Source organism: Microvirga pudoricolor (genome assembly GCF_016892705.1).
GTDB lineage: Bacteria > Pseudomonadota > Alphaproteobacteria > Rhizobiales > Beijerinckiaceae > Microvirga > Microvirga pudoricolor.
On record NZ_JAFEMB010000001.1, the window covers coordinates 1,848,508 to 1,865,796 of the forward strand.

The 17,289-nt window shown below is 65.6% G+C and carries 13 protein-coding genes; 5 read left to right on the forward strand and 8 right to left on the reverse strand.

Annotation, left to right across the window (positions count from 1 at the left end; genetic code table 11):
• Window positions 1–139: 139 nt before the first annotated feature.
• On the forward strand, window positions 140–706 hold the full coding sequence (locus ILT42_RS08690) for an NADPH-dependent FMN reductase (protein WP_204215037.1): 567 nt from the start codon (window positions 140–142) through the stop codon (window positions 704–706).
• 60 nt (window positions 707–766) lie between these two features.
• Here ILT42_RS08690 and ILT42_RS08695 read toward each other — a convergent pair whose 3' ends face one another.
• Window positions 767–2,743, reverse strand: a complete 1,977-nt coding sequence (locus ILT42_RS08695) for a glycoside hydrolase family 113 (protein ID WP_204215038.1) — start codon at window positions 2,741–2,743, stop codon at window positions 767–769.
• A gap of 378 nt (window positions 2,744–3,121) precedes the next feature.
• On the opposite strand from ILT42_RS08695, the gene ILT42_RS08700 reads away from it, so the two are divergent.
• The 3 genes from ILT42_RS08700 (at window position 3,122) to ILT42_RS08710 (ending at window position 8,853) form a co-directional block, all read left to right on the forward strand.
• Entirely contained in the window at window positions 3,122–4,276 is a 1,155-nt protein-coding gene (locus tag ILT42_RS08700) for an efflux RND transporter periplasmic adaptor subunit (protein ID WP_204215039.1), read from the forward strand.
• Between the two features lie 76 nt (window positions 4,277–4,352).
• A complete protein-coding gene (locus ILT42_RS08705) occupies window positions 4,353–7,535 on the forward strand; it encodes an efflux RND transporter permease subunit (protein WP_204215040.1) in 3,183 nt (1,060 codons plus the stop codon).
• 70 nt (window positions 7,536–7,605) lie between these two features.
• Complete coding sequence (locus ILT42_RS08710; protein ID WP_204215041.1) at window positions 7,606–8,853, forward strand: adenylate/guanylate cyclase domain-containing protein; 1,248 nt, start codon at window positions 7,606–7,608, stop codon at window positions 8,851–8,853.
• Here ILT42_RS08710 and ILT42_RS08715 read toward each other — a convergent pair.
• From ILT42_RS08715 to ILT42_RS08740, 6 genes are all read right to left on the reverse strand, one after another.
• On the reverse strand, window positions 8,829–10,670 hold the full coding sequence (locus ILT42_RS08715; protein WP_204215042.1) for a glycoside hydrolase family 15 protein: 1,842 nt from the start codon (window positions 10,668–10,670) through the stop codon (window positions 8,829–8,831). The genes ILT42_RS08710 and ILT42_RS08715 overlap by 25 nt on opposite strands.
• A 40-nt stretch (window positions 10,671–10,710) precedes the next feature.
• Window positions 10,711–11,508, reverse strand: coding sequence for an SDR family oxidoreductase (locus ILT42_RS08720; RefSeq protein ID WP_204215043.1), 798 nt, complete (start codon window positions 11,506–11,508; stop codon window positions 10,711–10,713).
• 121 nt (window positions 11,509–11,629) lie between these two features.
• Window positions 11,630–12,154 carry an L-2-amino-thiazoline-4-carboxylic acid hydrolase gene (locus ILT42_RS08725; RefSeq protein ID WP_204215044.1) on the reverse strand — a complete coding sequence of 175 codons (525 nt, stop codon included), beginning with the start codon at window positions 12,152–12,154 and terminating at the stop codon, window positions 11,630–11,632.
• On the reverse strand, window positions 12,151–12,648 hold the full coding sequence (locus tag ILT42_RS08730; protein WP_204215045.1) for a GFA family protein: 498 nt from the start codon (window positions 12,646–12,648) through the stop codon (window positions 12,151–12,153). The genes ILT42_RS08725 and ILT42_RS08730 overlap by 4 nt, the downstream gene beginning before the upstream one ends.
• Before the next feature lie 75 nt (window positions 12,649–12,723).
• Window positions 12,724–13,134: a hypothetical protein gene (locus ILT42_RS08735; RefSeq protein ID WP_204215046.1), complete on the reverse strand. Its 411-nt coding sequence runs from the start codon at window positions 13,132–13,134 to the stop codon at window positions 12,724–12,726.
• Window positions 13,135–13,250: 116 nt separating this feature from the next.
• Window positions 13,251–13,484, reverse strand: a complete 234-nt coding sequence (locus ILT42_RS08740) for a hypothetical protein (RefSeq protein ID WP_204215047.1) — start codon at window positions 13,482–13,484, stop codon at window positions 13,251–13,253.
• 377 nt (window positions 13,485–13,861) lie between these two features.
• Between ILT42_RS08740 and ILT42_RS08745 the strand changes: the two genes are divergently transcribed.
• Window positions 13,862–14,761, forward strand: coding sequence for an ATP-grasp fold amidoligase family protein (locus tag ILT42_RS08745; protein ID WP_267874431.1), 900 nt, complete (start codon window positions 13,862–13,864; stop codon window positions 14,759–14,761).
• A 38-nt stretch (window positions 14,762–14,799) separates the two neighbouring features.
• Here ILT42_RS08745 and gyrB read toward each other — a convergent pair whose 3' ends face one another.
• On the reverse strand, window positions 14,800–17,226 hold the full coding sequence (gene gyrB / locus ILT42_RS08750) for a DNA topoisomerase (ATP-hydrolyzing) subunit B (protein WP_204215049.1): 2,427 nt from the start codon (window positions 17,224–17,226) through the stop codon (window positions 14,800–14,802).
• Window positions 17,227–17,289: the final 63 nt, after the last annotated feature.

Genomic DNA, 17,289 nt, shown 5'->3' on the forward strand with positions numbered 1-17,289 from the left:
GCATGGCAGGGTGGCCTCATCCGGGATTCTACCATCCGCGCACCTGTCCTCGATGCTGTGAAGGCTTGCACTTGCGGGCTTGGGACGTGTCGTAGGGTCAATCCTGCTGCGCCCGATCGATCATAAAAGGGAACATGTTTTGGCCTTCAAGCTTCACGTTGTCATTTGCAGCACCCGTCCCACCCGCATCGGCCCGTCCATTGCCGGGTGGTTTCACAAGGAGGCCGTCGCCCATGGCGGGTTCGATGCCGAATTGGTCGATATCGCGGCTTTCAATCTTCCGGTTTTCGACGAGCCGGAGCATCCGCGCCTGCGCAACTACCGGCACGCCCACACCAAGGCCTGGAGCGCCAAGGTGAGCGAGGCCGACGCCTTCGTGTTCGTGACGCCGGAATACAATTTCGGGCCGCCGCCGTCGCTGGTGAACGCCATGAATTACCTGGTGACGGAATGGCACTACAAGCCGGCGGCCTTCGTCAGCTACGGTGGTATCTCCGGCGGCCTGCGGGCTGTTCAGATGGAAAAGCTGATGCTGACCACCTTCAAGATGATGCCGATCCCTGAGGCCGTCACCATCCCGATGGTGTCGCAATATTTCGACGACGAGCAGAATTTCAGCCCGAGCGAAATCACGCAAAAATCCGTGAAGCCGCTGTTGGACGAGCTGGCGCGCTGGACCGGCGCCCTCAAGCCGTTGCGGGCATAGCCCAGCCTCGCGGCTAGGCTCTTGTTTTCCAAGTTCCGGCCTCTCAAGCTCCCGCCTGCCTCAGATGACGAACAGGTCCTTGTGGGTGATCGAGAGGCCCTTTGCGAGCTTGGCGACCTGAACGGCCGCCAACGCGCCGGTCCCGTCCGGGTCGTACGACAGGAGGCCCGTCTTCTTGTCGTAGAGAATGCGATCGGACGCGTCGTGCGCCTTCGCTCCCGTCCAAAAAGCCGCTTTCTTGATCTCGGCGGGCTTTGCCGGCGAGCCTTTGCGGGCGAGAGCCGCGAAGGCCTTGTGACCGAGATGGATCGCGTCGTCCGCAACCGAGAAATCCGTGATCCGGTCGACATTCCCGGGGCCGGGGGCGGTGTCGAAGACGAAGATGTCTCCTCCGGCCTTACCGGTGAGCGTGTCGTTGCCAAGCTTGCCCGCAAGCCTGTCATGCCCGTCGCCGCCGACGAGATTGTTCTTGGCCTTGGTGCCGTTGAGAATCTTGTTCTCGGGATTAGGCGGTAGCGTTGGGGGCAGGGTTGGAGTGCCCTGCGTTACGGGTGTCACGGGGATTTCCGGAGTGACAGGCGGGGTAGGGGTGGTCGGCGGAGTGGGATCGGTTGGAGTGGTCGGCGGAGTTGGATCGACAGGCACCGTGGCGGTGAGGTCCGCCAGGGACACATCGCCGTCGGAGAACCGGAACGTTTCCACGTCCCGCACCGTATCGCTGCCGTCGCGGGCCGCCAGGAAATCCACGATGCGAAGCGACCCGTCGGCATTCTTCGTCACGGCGTACTGCGTCCGGGTGCCCGAGAGGATCATCGTATCCTGGCCGGAAGCACCTTGGATTATATCGTCGCCCGCTCCGCCCGTCAGAACATCCTGGCCAGCCCCGCCCCAGAGCACATCGTCGCCGCCGTTCCCGACCAGGGTGTCGTTGTGATAGCCGCCGTCCAGCCTGTCGGCGGCGTTCGTGCCGGTCCAGGTCAGTCCGGTGACGTGCGCCGGGCCCGAGAAGTTCGCATGGACCACCGCGTCAGCGGGTTTGCCCTGGGTGGTGAAATCCAGGGGCGTGAGCCCGTAAGAGGCCGGATCGGCGCCCTGGTAATAGGCCCAGAGCAGCGCGCCATCGAGCCATTGGCCGCCGTAGTTCTGCATCACATGGTACAGGGCCTCATAGCAGTCGCGCTGCTCCTGGAGGTCGACCGTGCTCCCGTACGGGATCCAGCCCGGGCTGAGGTTCACGCCGTCGTAGCTGCCGTAGCCGATCTCCGTGAAGATGACCTTTTTGCCCCATTGCTCGGACAGGTTCTTCCACGTGTCGATCACGGAGGTGGCGCCGTAGACGGCGATGGAATTCCAGTTGACCGACGGCTTGATCCAGGTGTCGATCAACTCAGCGACGGTGGGATGGGTGCTGTTGGCCTGCCCCTGCGCCATCATGCTGAAATACGCATCGACGCCGATATAGTCGAGCTTGTCCCAGAACTGGATTTTCAACGCCTCGCTGTCGGTGCCCGCATAGATCACCTGGCCGCTGAACACGGCCCGCACCGCATCGGCGATCTCGCCCCATTTTTGCGTGTAGCCCGGCTTGGAGGGGTCGGTCATGCTCTTCATCTCGGTGCCGATGCAGACCATGGAGACGCCGGTTCTCTCGGCCACCTTGGCGTATTCCACCATCATGGCCTTGTAGTTGGAGAACCAGAGGTCGGGGTTCGTGGGCGCGATCTCGGCGCGCCACGTACCCACCTCGTCGTTCACTTCCACGTGAGGCTTGAGCACCACCTTCAGGCCTCGGGACAGGCTGTCCCGGATCGCCTCCTCGACCTGGGCGAGGGTGTCGCTGCGCCCCGCCATGATCCCCATCGTGTTGCTGGTCTTGTCCGGCATGAAGAAGGCCGGCACGATCGAGATCGTGTTGGCGCCCGCAGCCTTGATCTGATCCATGGCCTCGCGGCCGCGGCCGGCCTCCTGGTAGCGGCCGCCCCAGAAGGCCGGGAGGCTGATGCCCTCCCACGTCATGGTGTCTTCGCTGCCTGCCATGGTGGTCCCGTTCCAGTGATATGCCGCAGGGCAGGATGCCCGTCGGCTTGTGACGCGCACGAATCGTAGTCGAAATAACGTATCGTTATATCCGGATATCTTCCATCGTGACGGGGTGCGGCGCGATGTTGCGCGTGTGCCCCAGCGCACAGCCCGGCCGGGACCCGGTCACTACGGTCCCGGCCTTTCGGAAGGTCGGGGGACGGACGCCGCAGCCGGGATGAGCGCGAAGCTTCGCGATATTGCCAAGGGTACCGGGCCCGCGTACCGTAAGGTCAGGCCTCGGACGCCCCGGTTGTCGCCAGGGCTGGTGCGCCACAGATCCAAGAGGCGGCGTTCTTAAGACTCAGGACAATCCGTTCGTTCAGGGGACTCTCGATGTGCCTTCTCCGGACCGTTGGTGTGCTTGGTAGCGTTCTCGTTTCCTCCGTTCTGGCCCTCGGGACGGCCCAGGCCCAGGGCGGACCGCCCCCGGCGCCGTCCGTGACCGTGGCCAAGCCCGTCGTGAAGGACATTATCGAGCGGGACGATTTCATCGGCCGTTTCGAGGCCGTCGATCACGTCGACATCCGGGCCCGGGTGTCGGGCTATCTCGACAAGGTGCATTTCCAGGACGGTAGCTTGGTCAAGGCCGGCGACCTGCTCTTCACCATCGATCCGCGTCCCTACCAGAACGCCCTTCAGGAGGCGCAGGCCGCCGTGACCTCGGCGGAGGTGCGCCAGACCTTCGCCCAGAGCGATCTCGACCGGGCCCAGCAGCTGCGCCAGACCGGCAACATCGCCGACCAGGTCTTCGACCAAAGGCGCCAGGCCTTCCTCACCGCCAAGGCCGAGCTCGACCGCTCCCAGGCGGCCCTGCGCCAGGCCCAGCTCGATGTCGGCTTCACGCAGATCAAGTCGCCGCTTGCGGGCCGCATCTCGCGCAAGCTCGTCTCGGAGGGCAACCTCGTCACCGCCAACCAGACGGTCCTGACCAACATCGTGTCGCTGGACCCGATCCAGTTCTACTTCGACGTGGATGAGCGCTCCTACCTCGCCTATTCGCGCCAGGACCAGGGCGGCACCAAGACCTCCACGCACGGGGCCCCCAACGAGGTGTCGCTCACCCTCACGGACGAGCGCCAGGGCACCCGCAACGGCAAGGTCGATTTCGTCGATAACCGGCTCGATTCCGCAAGCGGCACGATCCGGGCCCGCGCGGTGTTCGAGAACAAGGACCTGTTCCTGACGCCGGGCCTCTTCGGCCGCGTCACGCTGGGCGGCTCGGACCCCTACAAGGCCGTTCTCCTGCCGGATGAAGCCATCGGCAGCGACCAGGATCGGCGCATCGTCTACGTGGTGGGCGAGAACAACCAGACCGCGATCCGGCCCGTGCGCGTGGGACCGCGCATCGACGGCTACCGGGTGATCCGCGAGGGGCTCAAAGGCGACGAGACCGTGGTGGTCAACGGCATCGTCCGGGTGCGCCCCGGCCAGCCCGTCAGCCCGCAGATGACCATGCTGCCGCCCGTGCGGGAGCGCAACGGCACCTGATCCCAAAGGCCCGATGAAGTGTCGGGCCTTTTCACTTCCTTCGATCCATCGCGATCCAGCCCGGCGGGATTGACCTATGCGTTTCGCCCATTTCTTCGTCGACCGCCCCATCTTCGCCAGCGTGCTGTCGATCGTCCTGCTCATCGTCGGCAGCGTCGCGTATCTCGGTCTTCCGATCGCGCAGTACCCGGACATCACGCCGCCCACCATCGTGGTGCGGGCGACCTATCCGGGCGCCAACGCCGAGACCGTCGCGGCCACCGTGGCCACGCCCCTGGAGCAGCAGATCAACGGCGTCGAGGACATGCTCTACATGTCCTCTTATTCCACCGGCGACGGCGCGATGGCGCTGACGATTACGTTCAAGCTCGGAACCGATCTCGACACCGCCCAGGTGCTGGTGCAGAACCGGGTCGCCATCGCGACGCCTCGCCTGCCCGAGGAGGTGCGGCGGCTCGGCATCACCACGCTCAAGAGTTCGCCCGACCTGATGATGGTCGTGCACATGCTCTCGCCCGACGAGACCTACGACCAGCTCTACGTCTCGAACTACGCCCGCAACAACGTGCGCGACATCCTCATGCGCCTCGACGGCGTGGGCGATCTCATCCTGTTCGGAGAGCGGCAATATTCCCTGCGCGTGTGGCTCGATCCCGAGAAGCTCGCGGCCTCGAGGCTCACCGCCAGCGAGGTCGTGCGGGCGATCCAGGAGCAGAACGTGCAGGTCTCCGGCGGCGCGCTCGGACAAGAGCCGACGCCCTCCGACGCGGCGTTCCAGCTGACCGTGAGCACGCAAGGCCGCTTCGAGGATCCGCGCCAGTTCCGCCAGATCATCGTCACCTCGACCCCGGACGGGCGCCTCGTGCGGCTGCAGGACGTGGCCCGGGTCGAGTTCGGCGCGCAGGATTACGTGACGAACTCCTATCTCAACGGCAAGCCCGCGGTGGCGCTGGGCATCTTCCAGCGGCCGGGCACGAATGCGCTTGCGGCGGCGGACCAGATCATCGACACCATGGAGCGCCTCAAGGCGGATTTCCCGCCCGGCATCACCTATGAGATCGTCTACAACCCGACGGAATTCATCGCCGAGAGCGTGAACGAGGTCTACAAGACCCTGTTCGAAGCCGCCGCCCTCGTGGTCGTGGTGGTGCTCGTCTTCCTCCAGAGCTGGCGCACCGCCATCATCCCCATCATCGCCATCCCGGTCTCGCTCATCGGCACCTTCGCGGTCATGTCGATGCTCGGGTTCTCCATCAACACCCTCACGCTCTTCGGCATGGTGCTGGCCATCGGCATCGTGGTGGACGACGCGATCGTGGTGGTGGAGAACGTGGAGCGCAACATCGCGCAGGGCCTGTCGCCCCGGGAGGCCGCGCACAAGACCATGGACGAGGTCGGTACGGCGCTTGTCGCCATCGCGCTGGTGCTCGCGGCGGTGTTCATTCCCACCGCCTTCATCCCCGGCATCACGGGCCAGTTCTACCGCCAGTTCGCGCTGACCATCGCGGTCTCGACCCTCATCTCGGCCTTCAACTCGCTGACCCTGTCGCCCGCCCTGGCGGCGATTCTGCTCAAGCCGCACAGCCACGAGGCGCCGCGCAACCCCATCGCGCGGTTCGGGAGCCGTCTGGCCGGCGGGTTCAACCGGGGCTTCGACGCGACCTCCAACGGCTACGCGAAGACCGTGGGCGTGTTCGTGCGGCACAAGCTCATCGTGCTGCCGATCTATGCGGGGCTTCTGGCCGGCACGGTCTGGATCGCCAACCACGTGCCGCGCGGCTTCATTCCAAGCCTCGACCAGGGCTACGCCATCGTAGTGGTGCAATTGCCGGACGGAGCCGCCCTGTCGCGCACGGACGCGGTGGTGCAGCGCGCCTCCAAGATCATGCAGGAGACCCCCGGCGTGAAGGACGCGGTGGCCTTCGCGGGCTTCTCGGGCGCCACCTTCACCAACGCCACCAACGCGGCCGCGATCTTCGCGAGCTTCAAGCCGTTCGAGGAGCGCATCGAGCGCGGGGAAACCGCCGAGAAGATCATCGGCGATCTGTTCGGCCGCATGCAGCAGATCGAGGAAGCCTTCATCATCGCGATCCCGCCGCCGCCGGTGCGCGGCCTCGGCAACTCGGGCGGCTTCCGGCTCCAGCTCCAGAACCGCACAGGCGACGACGTGCGCAGCGTTCTGGCGGCCGCCCAGCAGATCATGGGCCAGGCGCGCCAGAACCCGAACGTGTCGGGCGTGTTCACCACCTTCTCGGCCAACTCGCCTCAGGTCTTCCTGGCGGTGGACCGCCAGAAGGCAAGCATCCTCAACGTTCCCATCTCCAACATCTTCGAGACCCTGCGCATCAACTTGGGCACGGCCTACGTGAACGACTTCAACGCCTTCGGGCGGGTCTATCAGGTGCGCGCCCAGGCCGACCAGCGCTTCCGCGTCGACCAGGCCGACATCAACCGCCTGCGGGTGCGCTCCGCCACCGGGGCGCTGGTGCCCATGGGGACGCTGGTGGAAATCCGCGAGATCTCGGGGCCGGACCTCATCCAGCGCTACAACATGTATACGTCCGTGTCGCTGCAGGGGGATGCGGGGCCGGGCGTCTCGTCGGGCACGGCGCTCGACACCATGGAGCAGCTGGCGCGCCAGAACCTGTCGCCCGGCATGGGCTTCGAGTGGACGGAGCTCGCCTTCCAGGAGCGCCAGACCGGCAACACGGCGATCTTCATCTTCGGGCTCTCCGTGCTGTTCGTCTTCCTGGTGCTGGCGGCCCAGTACGAGAGCTGGTCGCTGCCGCTCGCGATCATCCTCATCGTTCCCATGAGCGTGCTCTCGGCCCTGCTCGGCGTGATGCTGCGCGGCATGGACAACAACATCCTGACGCAGATCGGCCTCGTGGTGCTGGTGGGGCTGGCTGCCAAGAACGCGATCCTGATCGTGGAATTCGCCAAGCAGGCCGAAGAGGAGGGGATGAGCCCCATCGAGGCCGTCATCGAGGCCTGCCGCCTGCGACTGCGGCCGATCCTGATGACCGCCTTCGCGTTCATTCTCGGCGTCCTGCCGCTGGTCATCGCCACCGGTCCCGGCGCGGAAATGCGCCAGGCGCTCGGAACCGCGGTGTTCTCCGGCATGATCGGCGTGACGGTCTTCGGCCTGTTCCTCACCCCGGTCTTCTACGTGGCCCTGCGGCTCCTGGTCCTGCGCTTCGGGCGCAAGCCCAAGGCAGCCCCGCCGCAGGACGCCACGGAGCCGGCGCCCGCCGAATGACGGCGGATGCCCTGGGCAAGCGCGCCGGGAGTGCTATCTTCGGGGCTCCCGTCTGCTCTCAAGGACAGCCATGAACGAGGCGCAAGCCAACCAGATCGCCCAGGCGATGACCGAGGCCGGCCTCGTCGGGGCGTCCGAGCTCGACCTTTTGAGGGATTTCTGCGGCCGGCTGATCGAGAACGGCCTGCCGATCTCCCGCGCGAACGTGCTCATCGACACCCTGCACCCGATCCATGAGGGCCGCGTCTTCCGCTGGCGCTGCGACGAGAGCGATCAGGCCCCCATGGTGGAGTACGGCCGCTCCACGCAGGGCGGACAGGTGGCGCAGAGCTGGCAGCGCAGCCCGTTCTACGCGCTGGTGCAATCCGGCGAGAACCTGATCCGCCGCAGCCTGAAGGGAGACGGCGCGTTCGACTTCCCGATCCTCGACGACCTGAAGGCGGAGGGCCAGACCGATTTCGTGGCCATGATCCACCGCTTCGCGGCCGACGGCGTGATCGGCGAGATGGATTGCGTCTATTCCTCCTGGGCGACGGACCATCCCGACGGCTTCTCGGACGCCCAGGTGGACGCCCTGTGCCGCCTGGTGCCGTCCCTGGCCTTGGCCGCCAAATGCACCTCCCTGGCGCGGATCGCCGAGACCCTGGTCGAAACCTATCTCGGCCGCGACGCCGGGCGCCGGGTGCTCAGCGGCCGCATCGAGCGGGGCGTCACGGACCGCATTGAGGCGGTCCTATGGTTCAGCGATCTGCGAAGCTTCACGCATATCACCGAGACGGCCGAGCCTGAGCAGATCATCCCGTTCCTCAACGACTACGCGGAGGCGATCATCTCGTCGGTCCACGAGGCCGGCGGCGACGTCCTGAAGCTCATCGGCGACGGCACGCTGGCGATCTTCAACGCCGACCGCTCCCAGGACGCCTGCCGCTGCGCCCTGCATGCGGAAAAACTCATGCGGGCCCGCGTCGCGGACCTGAACGCCGAGCGAACCGCCGAAGGCCTGCCCGTGACGGAAGCCTATCTCGGGCTTCACATCGGCGAGGTGTTCTACGGCAATATCGGCAGCCACGAGCGGCTCGACTTCACCGTGGTGGGGCCCGCCGTCAACGAGGCCACGCGCATCGCGGCGCTGTGCCGCTCTGTCGAAAAGGACGTGCTGATCTCCTCGGCTTTCGCGGCCGCCGCCGCCGAGGCGGAGCGGCAGCGCATCGTCTCCGTGGGCCGTTTCGCCCTGAAGGGCATCAAGCGTCCGCGCGAATTGTTTACCCTCGAGCCCGAAGACGAAGCAAGCCTTCAGATCGTCCAGGCGCGCGGGTGACCGTTCGACAATTCCCGGTCGATGTAATAGGCCGCGCTGATCAGCGACAGATGCGTGAAGGCCTGCGGGTAGTTGCCCAGATGCTCGCCTTTCGGCCCAAGCTCCTCCGCATAGAGGCCGACATGGTTGGCGTAGCCCAGCATCTTCTCGAACAGGAACCGCGCCTGGCGCAGGTCACCCGAGCGGGCCAGGGCCTCCACGTACCAGAACGAGCACATGGTGAACGAGCCCTCCGTGCCTTCAAGCGCATCGAAGGTGCTCTCGCTGGCATCGTAGCGGTGCACGAGGCTGTCGCGGGCCAGGCGTCGGGTGATCGCATCGAGCGTCGAGAGCCAGCGCGGATCGGTGGGCGAGATGAAGCGCACGAGGGGCATCATCAGAGCTGAGGCGTCGACGGAGGTGCCGCCTTTATACTGCACGAAGGAACGTTCCTTCTCGTCCCAGAACTCCTCGTGCACGCTCCGGAAAATGTCGTCCCGCAAGGTGGCCCAATCGGTCATCGGGGCCGGGAGTGACCGTTTGTCCGCCAGACGCAGGGCGCGGTCGACCGCGACCCAGCTCATGACGCGGGAATGCAGGAACTCCTTACGGCCGCCCCGGAATTCCCAGATCCCCTCGTCGGGCCGGCGCCAGTTGTCGCCAAGCCAATCGACCATGTGCTGGACGTTGCGCCAGCCTTCATAGGAAATCGGGATGCCGTATTTGTTGCTGAGATAGACCGAGTCCATCAGCTCGCCGTAGATGTCGATCTGGAGCTGAGAGTAAGCCGCGTTGCCGATCCGCACGGGCTGCGAATCCGCATAGCCGGACAGGTGCTCCAACTCTTCCTCGGGAAGTTCATGATGGCCGTCGATGGCGTACATCAGCTGGAGCGGGCCCTGGCCGCAGGGCTCGCAGGCGCGTTCGTGGATCCAGGCCATGTAGGCGCGCGCCTCGTCCATGAAACCGAGCCGGATGAAGGCGTAGACCGTGAAAGATGCGTCGCGGATCCAGGTGTAGCGATAATCCCAGTTGCGCGTGCCGCCCAGCGTTTCCGGCAGCCCGAAAGTCGGCGCCGCCACCATGGAGCCGTACTTGTGGCTCGTCAGGAGTTTCAGCACGAGGGCGGACCGGTGCACCATCTCGCGCCAACGTCCCTGATAGGTCGAGCGGCCGATCCAGTTCGTCCAGTAATTGGCGGTTTCCTTGAAGGCGCTCGTCACAAAATCCGGCGCGGCGGCCGGCGAGTCCTGGCCGGGCTCCACCTCTTCCAGAACGAAGGCGGCCGAAGCCCCGCCTCGCAGTTTGAATTCGGCGACGGCCGCGCCATCCTGCACCTGCATCTTCGCGTCGGGCGACCGGAGACGAAGGATGGGCTGCGCATCGGTGTCCGGCACGAACACCAGGCCTTCCGAGGTCTCCTCGACCTTGTGGCCCACACGGGCATAGCCGAAGCGCGGATCGAAGGTCATGCGAAAGCCGAGTTCGCCCTGGACGGATTTGGCGCGCCGGACCAGTTTCTTGCCGGGCGAACCGTCCGAGCGGACCCACATGAAGTCCGAGATCTCCGCCACGCCGTCCTCTTCGAGAAAGCGGGTCAGGAGAATGTTGGTGTCCGACAGATAGAGCTGGCGCGGATGGGCGTCGTCGAGGGCGGGACTGATCTTGAAGCGCCCACCTTTCTTGCGGTCGAGCAGGGCGCCGAAGACCGTCGGGCTGTCGAAGTGCGGCCAGCAGAGGAAGTCGATGGAGCCGTTCGTGCCCACCAGCGCCAGGGATCGCATGTCGCCGATCACGCCGTAATGCTCGATGGGCAGATCGCGGTCGGATTCGGTCATGCCCATCTCCTGTCGGGGTATGTGACGCCATGCGGCGCGGTCAGCCGTTATCCTCGAAGCCGGGATAGAGCGTCATGCCGCCGTCCACGAACAGCGTCGTGCCGGTGACATAATCGCTGTCGTCCGAGGCCAGCCAAAGGGCCGCCTTGGCGACGTCTTCCGGTTCGCCGATGCGGCCGTAGGGGATCAGTTTGAGAAGACGCCGGAGCGCCTCCTCCGTTCCCCAGGCCTCCTTGTTGATCGGGGTCCGAATGGCGCCCGGCGCGATGGCGTTCACGCGAATGTGCTCATGCGCCACTTCCTGGGCGAGGCTTTTCATCATCAGCATGACGCCGCCCTTGGAGGCTGCGTAATTCACGTGGCCCGCCCAGGGAATGACCTCGTGGACGGAACTCATGCAGATGATCTTGCCGCGCGCCCGCGACACGTTCGGGGTCTCGGGTTGACGCAGGAATTGCCGCACGGCGGCCCGGCAGCTCAGGAACTGGCCCGTCAGATTGACGTCGATCACCTTGCGCCAGTCGTCCAGGGACATGTCCTTGAAGGCCGCATCCTTCTGCAGGCCCGAATTCGCCACCAGGATGTCGAGACGGCCGAACCGCTCGACGGTCTGGGCTACCATGGCGTCCACGGCGGCCTCGTCGGACACGTCCGCACCCACCGCGAACGCCTCGCCGCCCGCCTGCGTGATCTCGTCGGCCAGCGTCTTCGCCGCATCGCCTCCGGAGCGGTAATTGATCGCCACCCGGACCCCGGCCGCGCCCAGGGCTTGCGCGATCCCGGCTCCGATTCCCGACGATCCGCCGGTCACGAGTGCGGTCTGTCCCTTCAACGTCATGGAGCCTCCCTGCGGTTCGTTGGATCGGCCGTGAAGCGACGGGTCACGCGTTCCGTTCCACGGGCTGCCGGCGTCTCGATGCGGTCCGCCGACACGAGAGGTAGGGCCGGAGACCGGATGATCAAACGGTGGGAGCCGTTTTCGCCGGGTCGTCCGACAGGTGGATGTGGCAGCAGCCGCTGCCATGTCCCGGGGTCCACGTCCTGTTCTCGAACCGGATGCCCGTGGCCTCGAAGAGCCCGCGATCGAAGGCGCCGGCGATGCGGCACAGGGTGGCGAGGCGATCCTCGCTCACGCCCGCTTCCACCCACGCGTCCTTGAGCGGACAGCGCTGCACCTCGAAGCTGATCCCATCCGCCCTGCGGCTCACATGCGTGGGGTACATGCGGCCGCCGTCCGGGCTCACGGCCAGGAAGGCCTCCCCGATGGCACGCGCGTCCGTGGGGCCGAAGCCTTTAAACGCCAGCGCCGCCACCTCCTGGCCGCGTTTCTCCACGGCCTGAATCATCACGTCCTCGGCGGCCTCCTCGCCGAAGCGCCCAACGAGTTCGTCATAGAACAGGCGGTAGAGGTCGGCCCGGTTGCGGAAGGCAGATTCCAATTCGCGTGCGAGCGTTTCCGCCCGCGCCTCGGGTGTATGGGTCAAGTCTGGCTCCCCGGTTGATGATTCCCGCCGGATGATAATGCCGTCCGCGTCGCGAAGTCCCGAACCAATCCCTCATAGGCCTCGAAGGGCGGAAAGGTCTCGAAGGAATGGATCGCCGCCGTGGAGGCCCAGGGCAGTTTCGTGCTCGTGTAGGTCTCGATGAACGGCGCGGCGAAGCCCTCCGCATCGTCCAGCATGGTTGGGCGCAGGTTGACGAACATGTCCATGCCCTCGGGCCGCGTGAACATCCAGGTCAGGCAGCGGCCGCAGAAGTAATGCCGGGTCGCGCCGTGCAATCCGCCGATGACGAGCTCGCCCTGGGTGACGTGAAAACCCTCGCTCGGGATCGCGGCGCTCAGCGAGAAGGCGCTGGAGCTCATGCGGCGGCACCCGTCGCAGTGACACGCCATGGTCAGAAGCGGCGGCGCGTCCACGCGGATCCGAACCTGGCCGCACCGGCATCCTCCGTCACGGGGCAGCTTCCAATCGGCCATCGCCGAGCCCTCCCATAGCCTCCGTCCGGGAGATAGGGCGAGTCCGGGCGGTGAACACCTGATCGTCGGGGATGCTTATTCGGCGGGGGTCATGCGCAAGGTCTGCTCGGGTGCTGAGACCCGCTCGGGACGGAACACGAAATAGGCGAACAGCAAGGCGCCTGCCATCACGACCAGAGACGACAGGCCCGCGATGGGTTCGGCGCCCGCATGTCCGAGATGAAGCGCCGCGACGGCCGCGTTCAACGTGACCGTTCCGAACGCCCAGACGCCGACCTGAACCAGGGCGAGGCGTTTCACGTCCAGGGCGGGGCGTCGCTCGTAGTAGAGCCCGAACAGGAACATCGAGACCCAGCCCAGCAGGTTGACATGCGCGTGAACCGGCATCAGCGAATGGTCCTGGGACGCCGCCATGCCGATCCCCATGCCGATGCCGGTGATGATGAAAAGGATTGCGAGCCGAAAGCTGAGGGTCGATGCCTTCATGACGGGGCCTCCGCGGCTTTGATCGGGGCTCAGGGACGGCCCATCTGTCGATTGTCGAGGCGCAAACTATTTGCCGCGGTGCGCCGGAGCACAATCGCTCTTTCGAAGTAGGAGCCCTATCCGATTTCCTCCCAGCGCTTCATGGGGGGCATGAAGGTGCGATGGCTGTCGCGATAATAGCATGCGACATCGCCGATGAGGATTTCGGCGAGGTCGTCGATTTCGCGCACGGTCCGGTCGATCTGGTGATATTCGGGTCCGCCGGTCGGCAGGTCGGCCAGGCTCCGCGCCAGCAGGTGGCGAGCCGGCCGCAAGGCTTCCAGGAGCCTGTCGGCGACCTGCCGGTTCATGAGACGCCTGGACCGTCTCGAGTGATCATGCCGCATGGAATCACACCTCGATGTTCTTATTTTGTTCTAGTTCAAGTTGACGCTAAGGCAACAACGGACCCGGGATTTCCACCGGTTTCCACAGCCCGCGAGCCAAAAAAGAGGTCATGAGGCAGAGTGCCGGAATCTGTGGGACTTACAGTATAATCGTTGCCTCTTCAAAAAAGACGACCCATGGATCGCTTGAGTATTCGATTGAGGATTGAATAAAGCTGGTTCAGTTCGAGAAAGGGATTGTTTAGCAAGGCCGCCGCGCTAGCTCATGAGGCCGGATCGAGAGCGTTTTACTGATCGTCGACCCCGACAGAGACGCGAATAACATTTGAGGCTCCATGTCTATGCTCGGATTATCATCCGTTAAACAAGCCATATGGGCCACGCTGCCGGACGCATGGGCCGTTGGGATCCAATATCGCAGAGCCCATGGCCGGTTCCCGGATCTCCGGCGGCCGGCCACGTTCACGGAGAAGGTCCAGTTTCGGAAGCTCTATGACCGCGACGCCCGGATGCCGCTCTTCGCCGATAAGGCGAAGGTCAAGGACTTGATCTCCGCCATGGTCGGCTCGCGCTACGTCATTCCGACCCTCTGGACGGGGCGCGATGTCGAGACGGTCGATTTCGACGCGCTGGCGCGCCCGTTCGTGATCAAGCCGACCCACTCCTGCGGTCAGGCCATTTTCGTGCGCGAGACCGACGTGATGGATTGGAACGAAGTCCGCGCCCGCTGCCACGCCTGGATGGACAGCCTCTACGGATCCAGGACCCGGGAATGGCTCTACGGGCACATCGAACCGGCGGTCATGATCGAGTCCATGATCGGAGACGGGCAAACGCCCCCGGCCGACTACAAGTTCTTCGTGTTCCACGGCCGGACCCAGCTCATCCAGGTCGACATCCAGCGCTTCGGGGACGGGCAGGAGCGGGCGATCTACGACGCGGAGTGGCGGCGGCTTGCGGTGCAGTCCACCTACCCGGACACCCGGCATGAGGTCCACCGGCCTGAATTGCTGGCCGAGATGAAGCGCGTGGCGGAGGCCATCGGGTCGCCCTTCGACTTCGTGCGCGTCGACCTGTACGTGGTGGCCGGCCGGGTCTATTTCGGCGAGACGACCTTCTACCCGGCTTCGGGCTATGCCCGGTATCGTCCCGACGGGTTCGACGCGGAGCTCGGACGGCATTGGCACATCGACGCGAAAGCGCCGCCTGCACGGGAGCAGACGGCGTTTTCGTTCGGGTGAGAGCGTCCGAGCCGACGCCTGGGCGGGTTCCAGGCGGATCAGACGTCGAGATTGGCGACCGACAGGGCGTTTTCCTGGATGAACTCGCGGCGGGGCTCCACCACGTCGCCCATGAGTTTCACGAACAGGTCGTCGGCATCCGTGGTGTCCTTCACGCGCACCTGCAGGAGCGAGCGCACATCCCGGTCCAGCGTCGTTTCCCAGAGCTGCTGGGCGGTCATCTCGCCCAGACCCTTGTAGCGCTGCAGCTGCAGGCCCTTGCGGCCCGCGCCCAGCACGGCGTTGAAGAGCGTCAACGGCCCGTCGATGGCGGTCTCGTCGGCCTTGCGGGCGAGCACGGCCGGGGTGCCGTACACGTCCTGCAGCGAGCTGGCGCGCTCGTCGAGCTTCTTGGCCTCCTGGCTGGCGATGAGCGCCGCGTCCAGGGTCGAGACCTGTTTCACGCCGCGCACCGTGCGCGAGAAGACATAGCCACCGTCGCGCACCTCGCCGCTCCAGCCGCGCTCCAGCTCCTCCGAGATGGCATCGAGGCGGGTCGCGATATAGGCGGCGGCTTTGGGGCCTTTCTCGGGATCGTCCACCACCTCGGGGCGCAGGGCGCCCGCGATGGCGGCCTGCTCCACGGCCTTGCGGTCGTAGCGCGAATGCAGGCTCGCCAGAACCTGGCGCACGAGGCGTGCCTCGTCGATCAGGCCTTTCAGCTGATCGCCGCCGAATTCGAGGCCGGAGGACAGGCGCAAAGCCGCGTTGTCGATGCCCGCGTCGATGAGGAAGTCCTCCAGCGCGCGCTCGTCCTTGAGATAGATACCGGTCTTGCCGCGCGTGGCCTTATAGAGCGGCGGCTGCGCGATGTAGATGTGCCCGCGCTCGATCAGCTCCGGCATCTGCCGGAAGAAGAAGGTGAGGAGCAGGGTGCGGATGTGCGAGCCGTCCACGTCCGCGTCGGTCATGATGATGATGCGGTGGTAGCGCAGCTTGTCGGGGTTGAACTCCTCGCGACCGATGCCGGTGCCGAGCGCCGTGATCAGCGTGCCGATCTCCTGGCTCGACAGCATCTTGTCGAAGCGGGCGCGCTCCACGTTCAGGATCTTTCCGCGCAAGGGGAGCACCGCCTGGAAGGCGCGGTCGCGGCCCTGCTTAGCGGAGCCGCCGGCGGAATCGCCCTCCACGAGCAGGATCTCGCACTTGGACGGGTCGCGCTCCTGGCAGTCTGCGAGCTTGCCGGGGAGCGACGCGATATCGAGCGCGCCTTTCCGGCGGGTGAGCTCGCGCGCCTTGCGGGCGGCCTCGCGAGCGGCGGACGCTTCTACCACCTTGCCCACCACGGCGCGGGCCTCGGCGGGATGCTCCTCGAGCCAGTTGTTCAGGGCCTCGTTGAGCACGTTCTCAACGGCGGGACGCACCTCGGACGAGACGAGCTTGTCCTTGGTCTGGGACGAAAATTTCGGATCGGGCACCTTCACGGACACGATGGCGGTCAGGCCCTCGCGGCAATCGTCGCCGGTGAGCGAGACCTTCTCCTTCTTGGTCATGCCGGTGCTGTCCGCATAGCCCGTGACCTGACGGGTCAGCGCGGCCCGGAAGCCCGCAAGGTGCGTGCCGCCGTCCCGCTGCGGGATGTTGTTGGTGAAGCACAGCACGCTCTCGTGGTAGCTGTCGTTCCACCACAGGGCCGCCTCGACGCCGATGCCGTCCTTCTCGGACCGGATCACGATGGGGGCGCCGATGAGCGGGCTCTTGGCGCGGTCGAGATACCGCACGAAGGCCTCGACGCCGCCCTCGTACATGAGCTCCTCGCGCTTATGCTCCGCATGGCGCTTGTCGGTGAGCACGATGCGCACGCCCGAGTTCAGGAAGGCGAGCTCGCGCAGGCGGTGCTCCAGGGTTCCGTAATCGTACTCGACCATGGTGAAGGTGTCGGTCGAGGCCAGGAAGGTCACTTCCGTGCCGCGCTTGCCCTCCGCGTCGCCCACCACCGCGAGGGGCGCCACGGAATCGCCGTGCCGGAACTCGATCTCGTGGGCCTTGCCGTTGCGGTAGATGCGCAGCTTGAGCCAGCTCGACAGGGCGTTCACCACGGAGACGCCGACGCCGTGAAGACCGCCCGACACCTTGTAGGAGTTCTGGTCGAACTTACCCCCCGCGTGGAGCTGGGTCATGATCACCTCGGCGGCCGAGATGCCCTCGCCGGCGTGGATGTCGGTCGGAATGCCGCGGCCGTTATCCGTGACCGTCACGGAGCCGTCGGCGTTGAGCGTCACGGTCACCTCGGTGGCGTGACCGGCGAGCGCCTCGTCGATGGCATTGTCCACAACCTCGTAGACCATGTGATGCAGGCCCGAGCCGTCATCGGTGTCGCCGATATACATGCCGGGCCGCTTGCGGACGGCATCGAGGCCTTTGAGGACCTTGATGGATTCGGCGCCATAGGCATCGGCATTCACGTTCGCTGCGGGTTCGGCCATAAGGGGTCCTTCAATCGGGGTCTCGTGGCGCGGCAGGTATCAGGGTTGCGCGCCGGGGTGTTT

What these genes read in the sequence shown, in the direction of transcription:
- ILT42_RS08695 (WP_204215038.1), bottom strand. Translation starts at nt 2,743, where the DNA reads ATGGCAGGCAGCGAAGACACCATGACGTGGGAGGGCATCAGCCTCCCG.
- ILT42_RS08700 (WP_204215039.1), top strand. Translation starts at nt 3,122, where the DNA reads ATGTGCCTTCTCCGGACCGTTGGTGTGCTTGGTAGCGTTCTCGTTTCC.
- ILT42_RS08705 (WP_204215040.1), top strand. Translation starts at nt 4,353, where the DNA reads ATGCGTTTCGCCCATTTCTTCGTCGACCGCCCCATCTTCGCCAGCGTG.
- ILT42_RS08710 (WP_204215041.1), top strand. Translation starts at nt 7,606, where the DNA reads ATGAACGAGGCGCAAGCCAACCAGATCGCCCAGGCGATGACCGAGGCC.
- ILT42_RS08715 (WP_204215042.1), bottom strand. Translation starts at nt 10,670, where the DNA reads ATGACCGAATCCGACCGCGATCTGCCCATCGAGCATTACGGCGTGATC.
- ILT42_RS08720 (WP_204215043.1), bottom strand. Translation starts at nt 11,508, where the DNA reads ATGACGTTGAAGGGACAGACCGCACTCGTGACCGGCGGATCGTCGGGA.
- ILT42_RS08730 (WP_204215045.1), bottom strand. Translation starts at nt 12,648, where the DNA reads ATGGCCGATTGGAAGCTGCCCCGTGACGGAGGATGCCGGTGCGGCCAG.
- ILT42_RS08735 (WP_204215046.1), bottom strand. Translation starts at nt 13,134, where the DNA reads ATGAAGGCATCGACCCTCAGCTTTCGGCTCGCAATCCTTTTCATCATC.
- ILT42_RS08740 (WP_204215047.1), bottom strand. Translation starts at nt 13,484, where the DNA reads ATGAACCGGCAGGTCGCCGACAGGCTCCTGGAAGCCTTGCGGCCGGCT.
- ILT42_RS08745 (WP_267874431.1), top strand. Translation starts at nt 13,862, where the DNA reads ATGCTCGGATTATCATCCGTTAAACAAGCCATATGGGCCACGCTGCCG.
- gyrB (WP_204215049.1), bottom strand. Translation starts at nt 17,226, where the DNA reads ATGGCCGAACCCGCAGCGAACGTGAATGCCGATGCCTATGGCGCCGAA.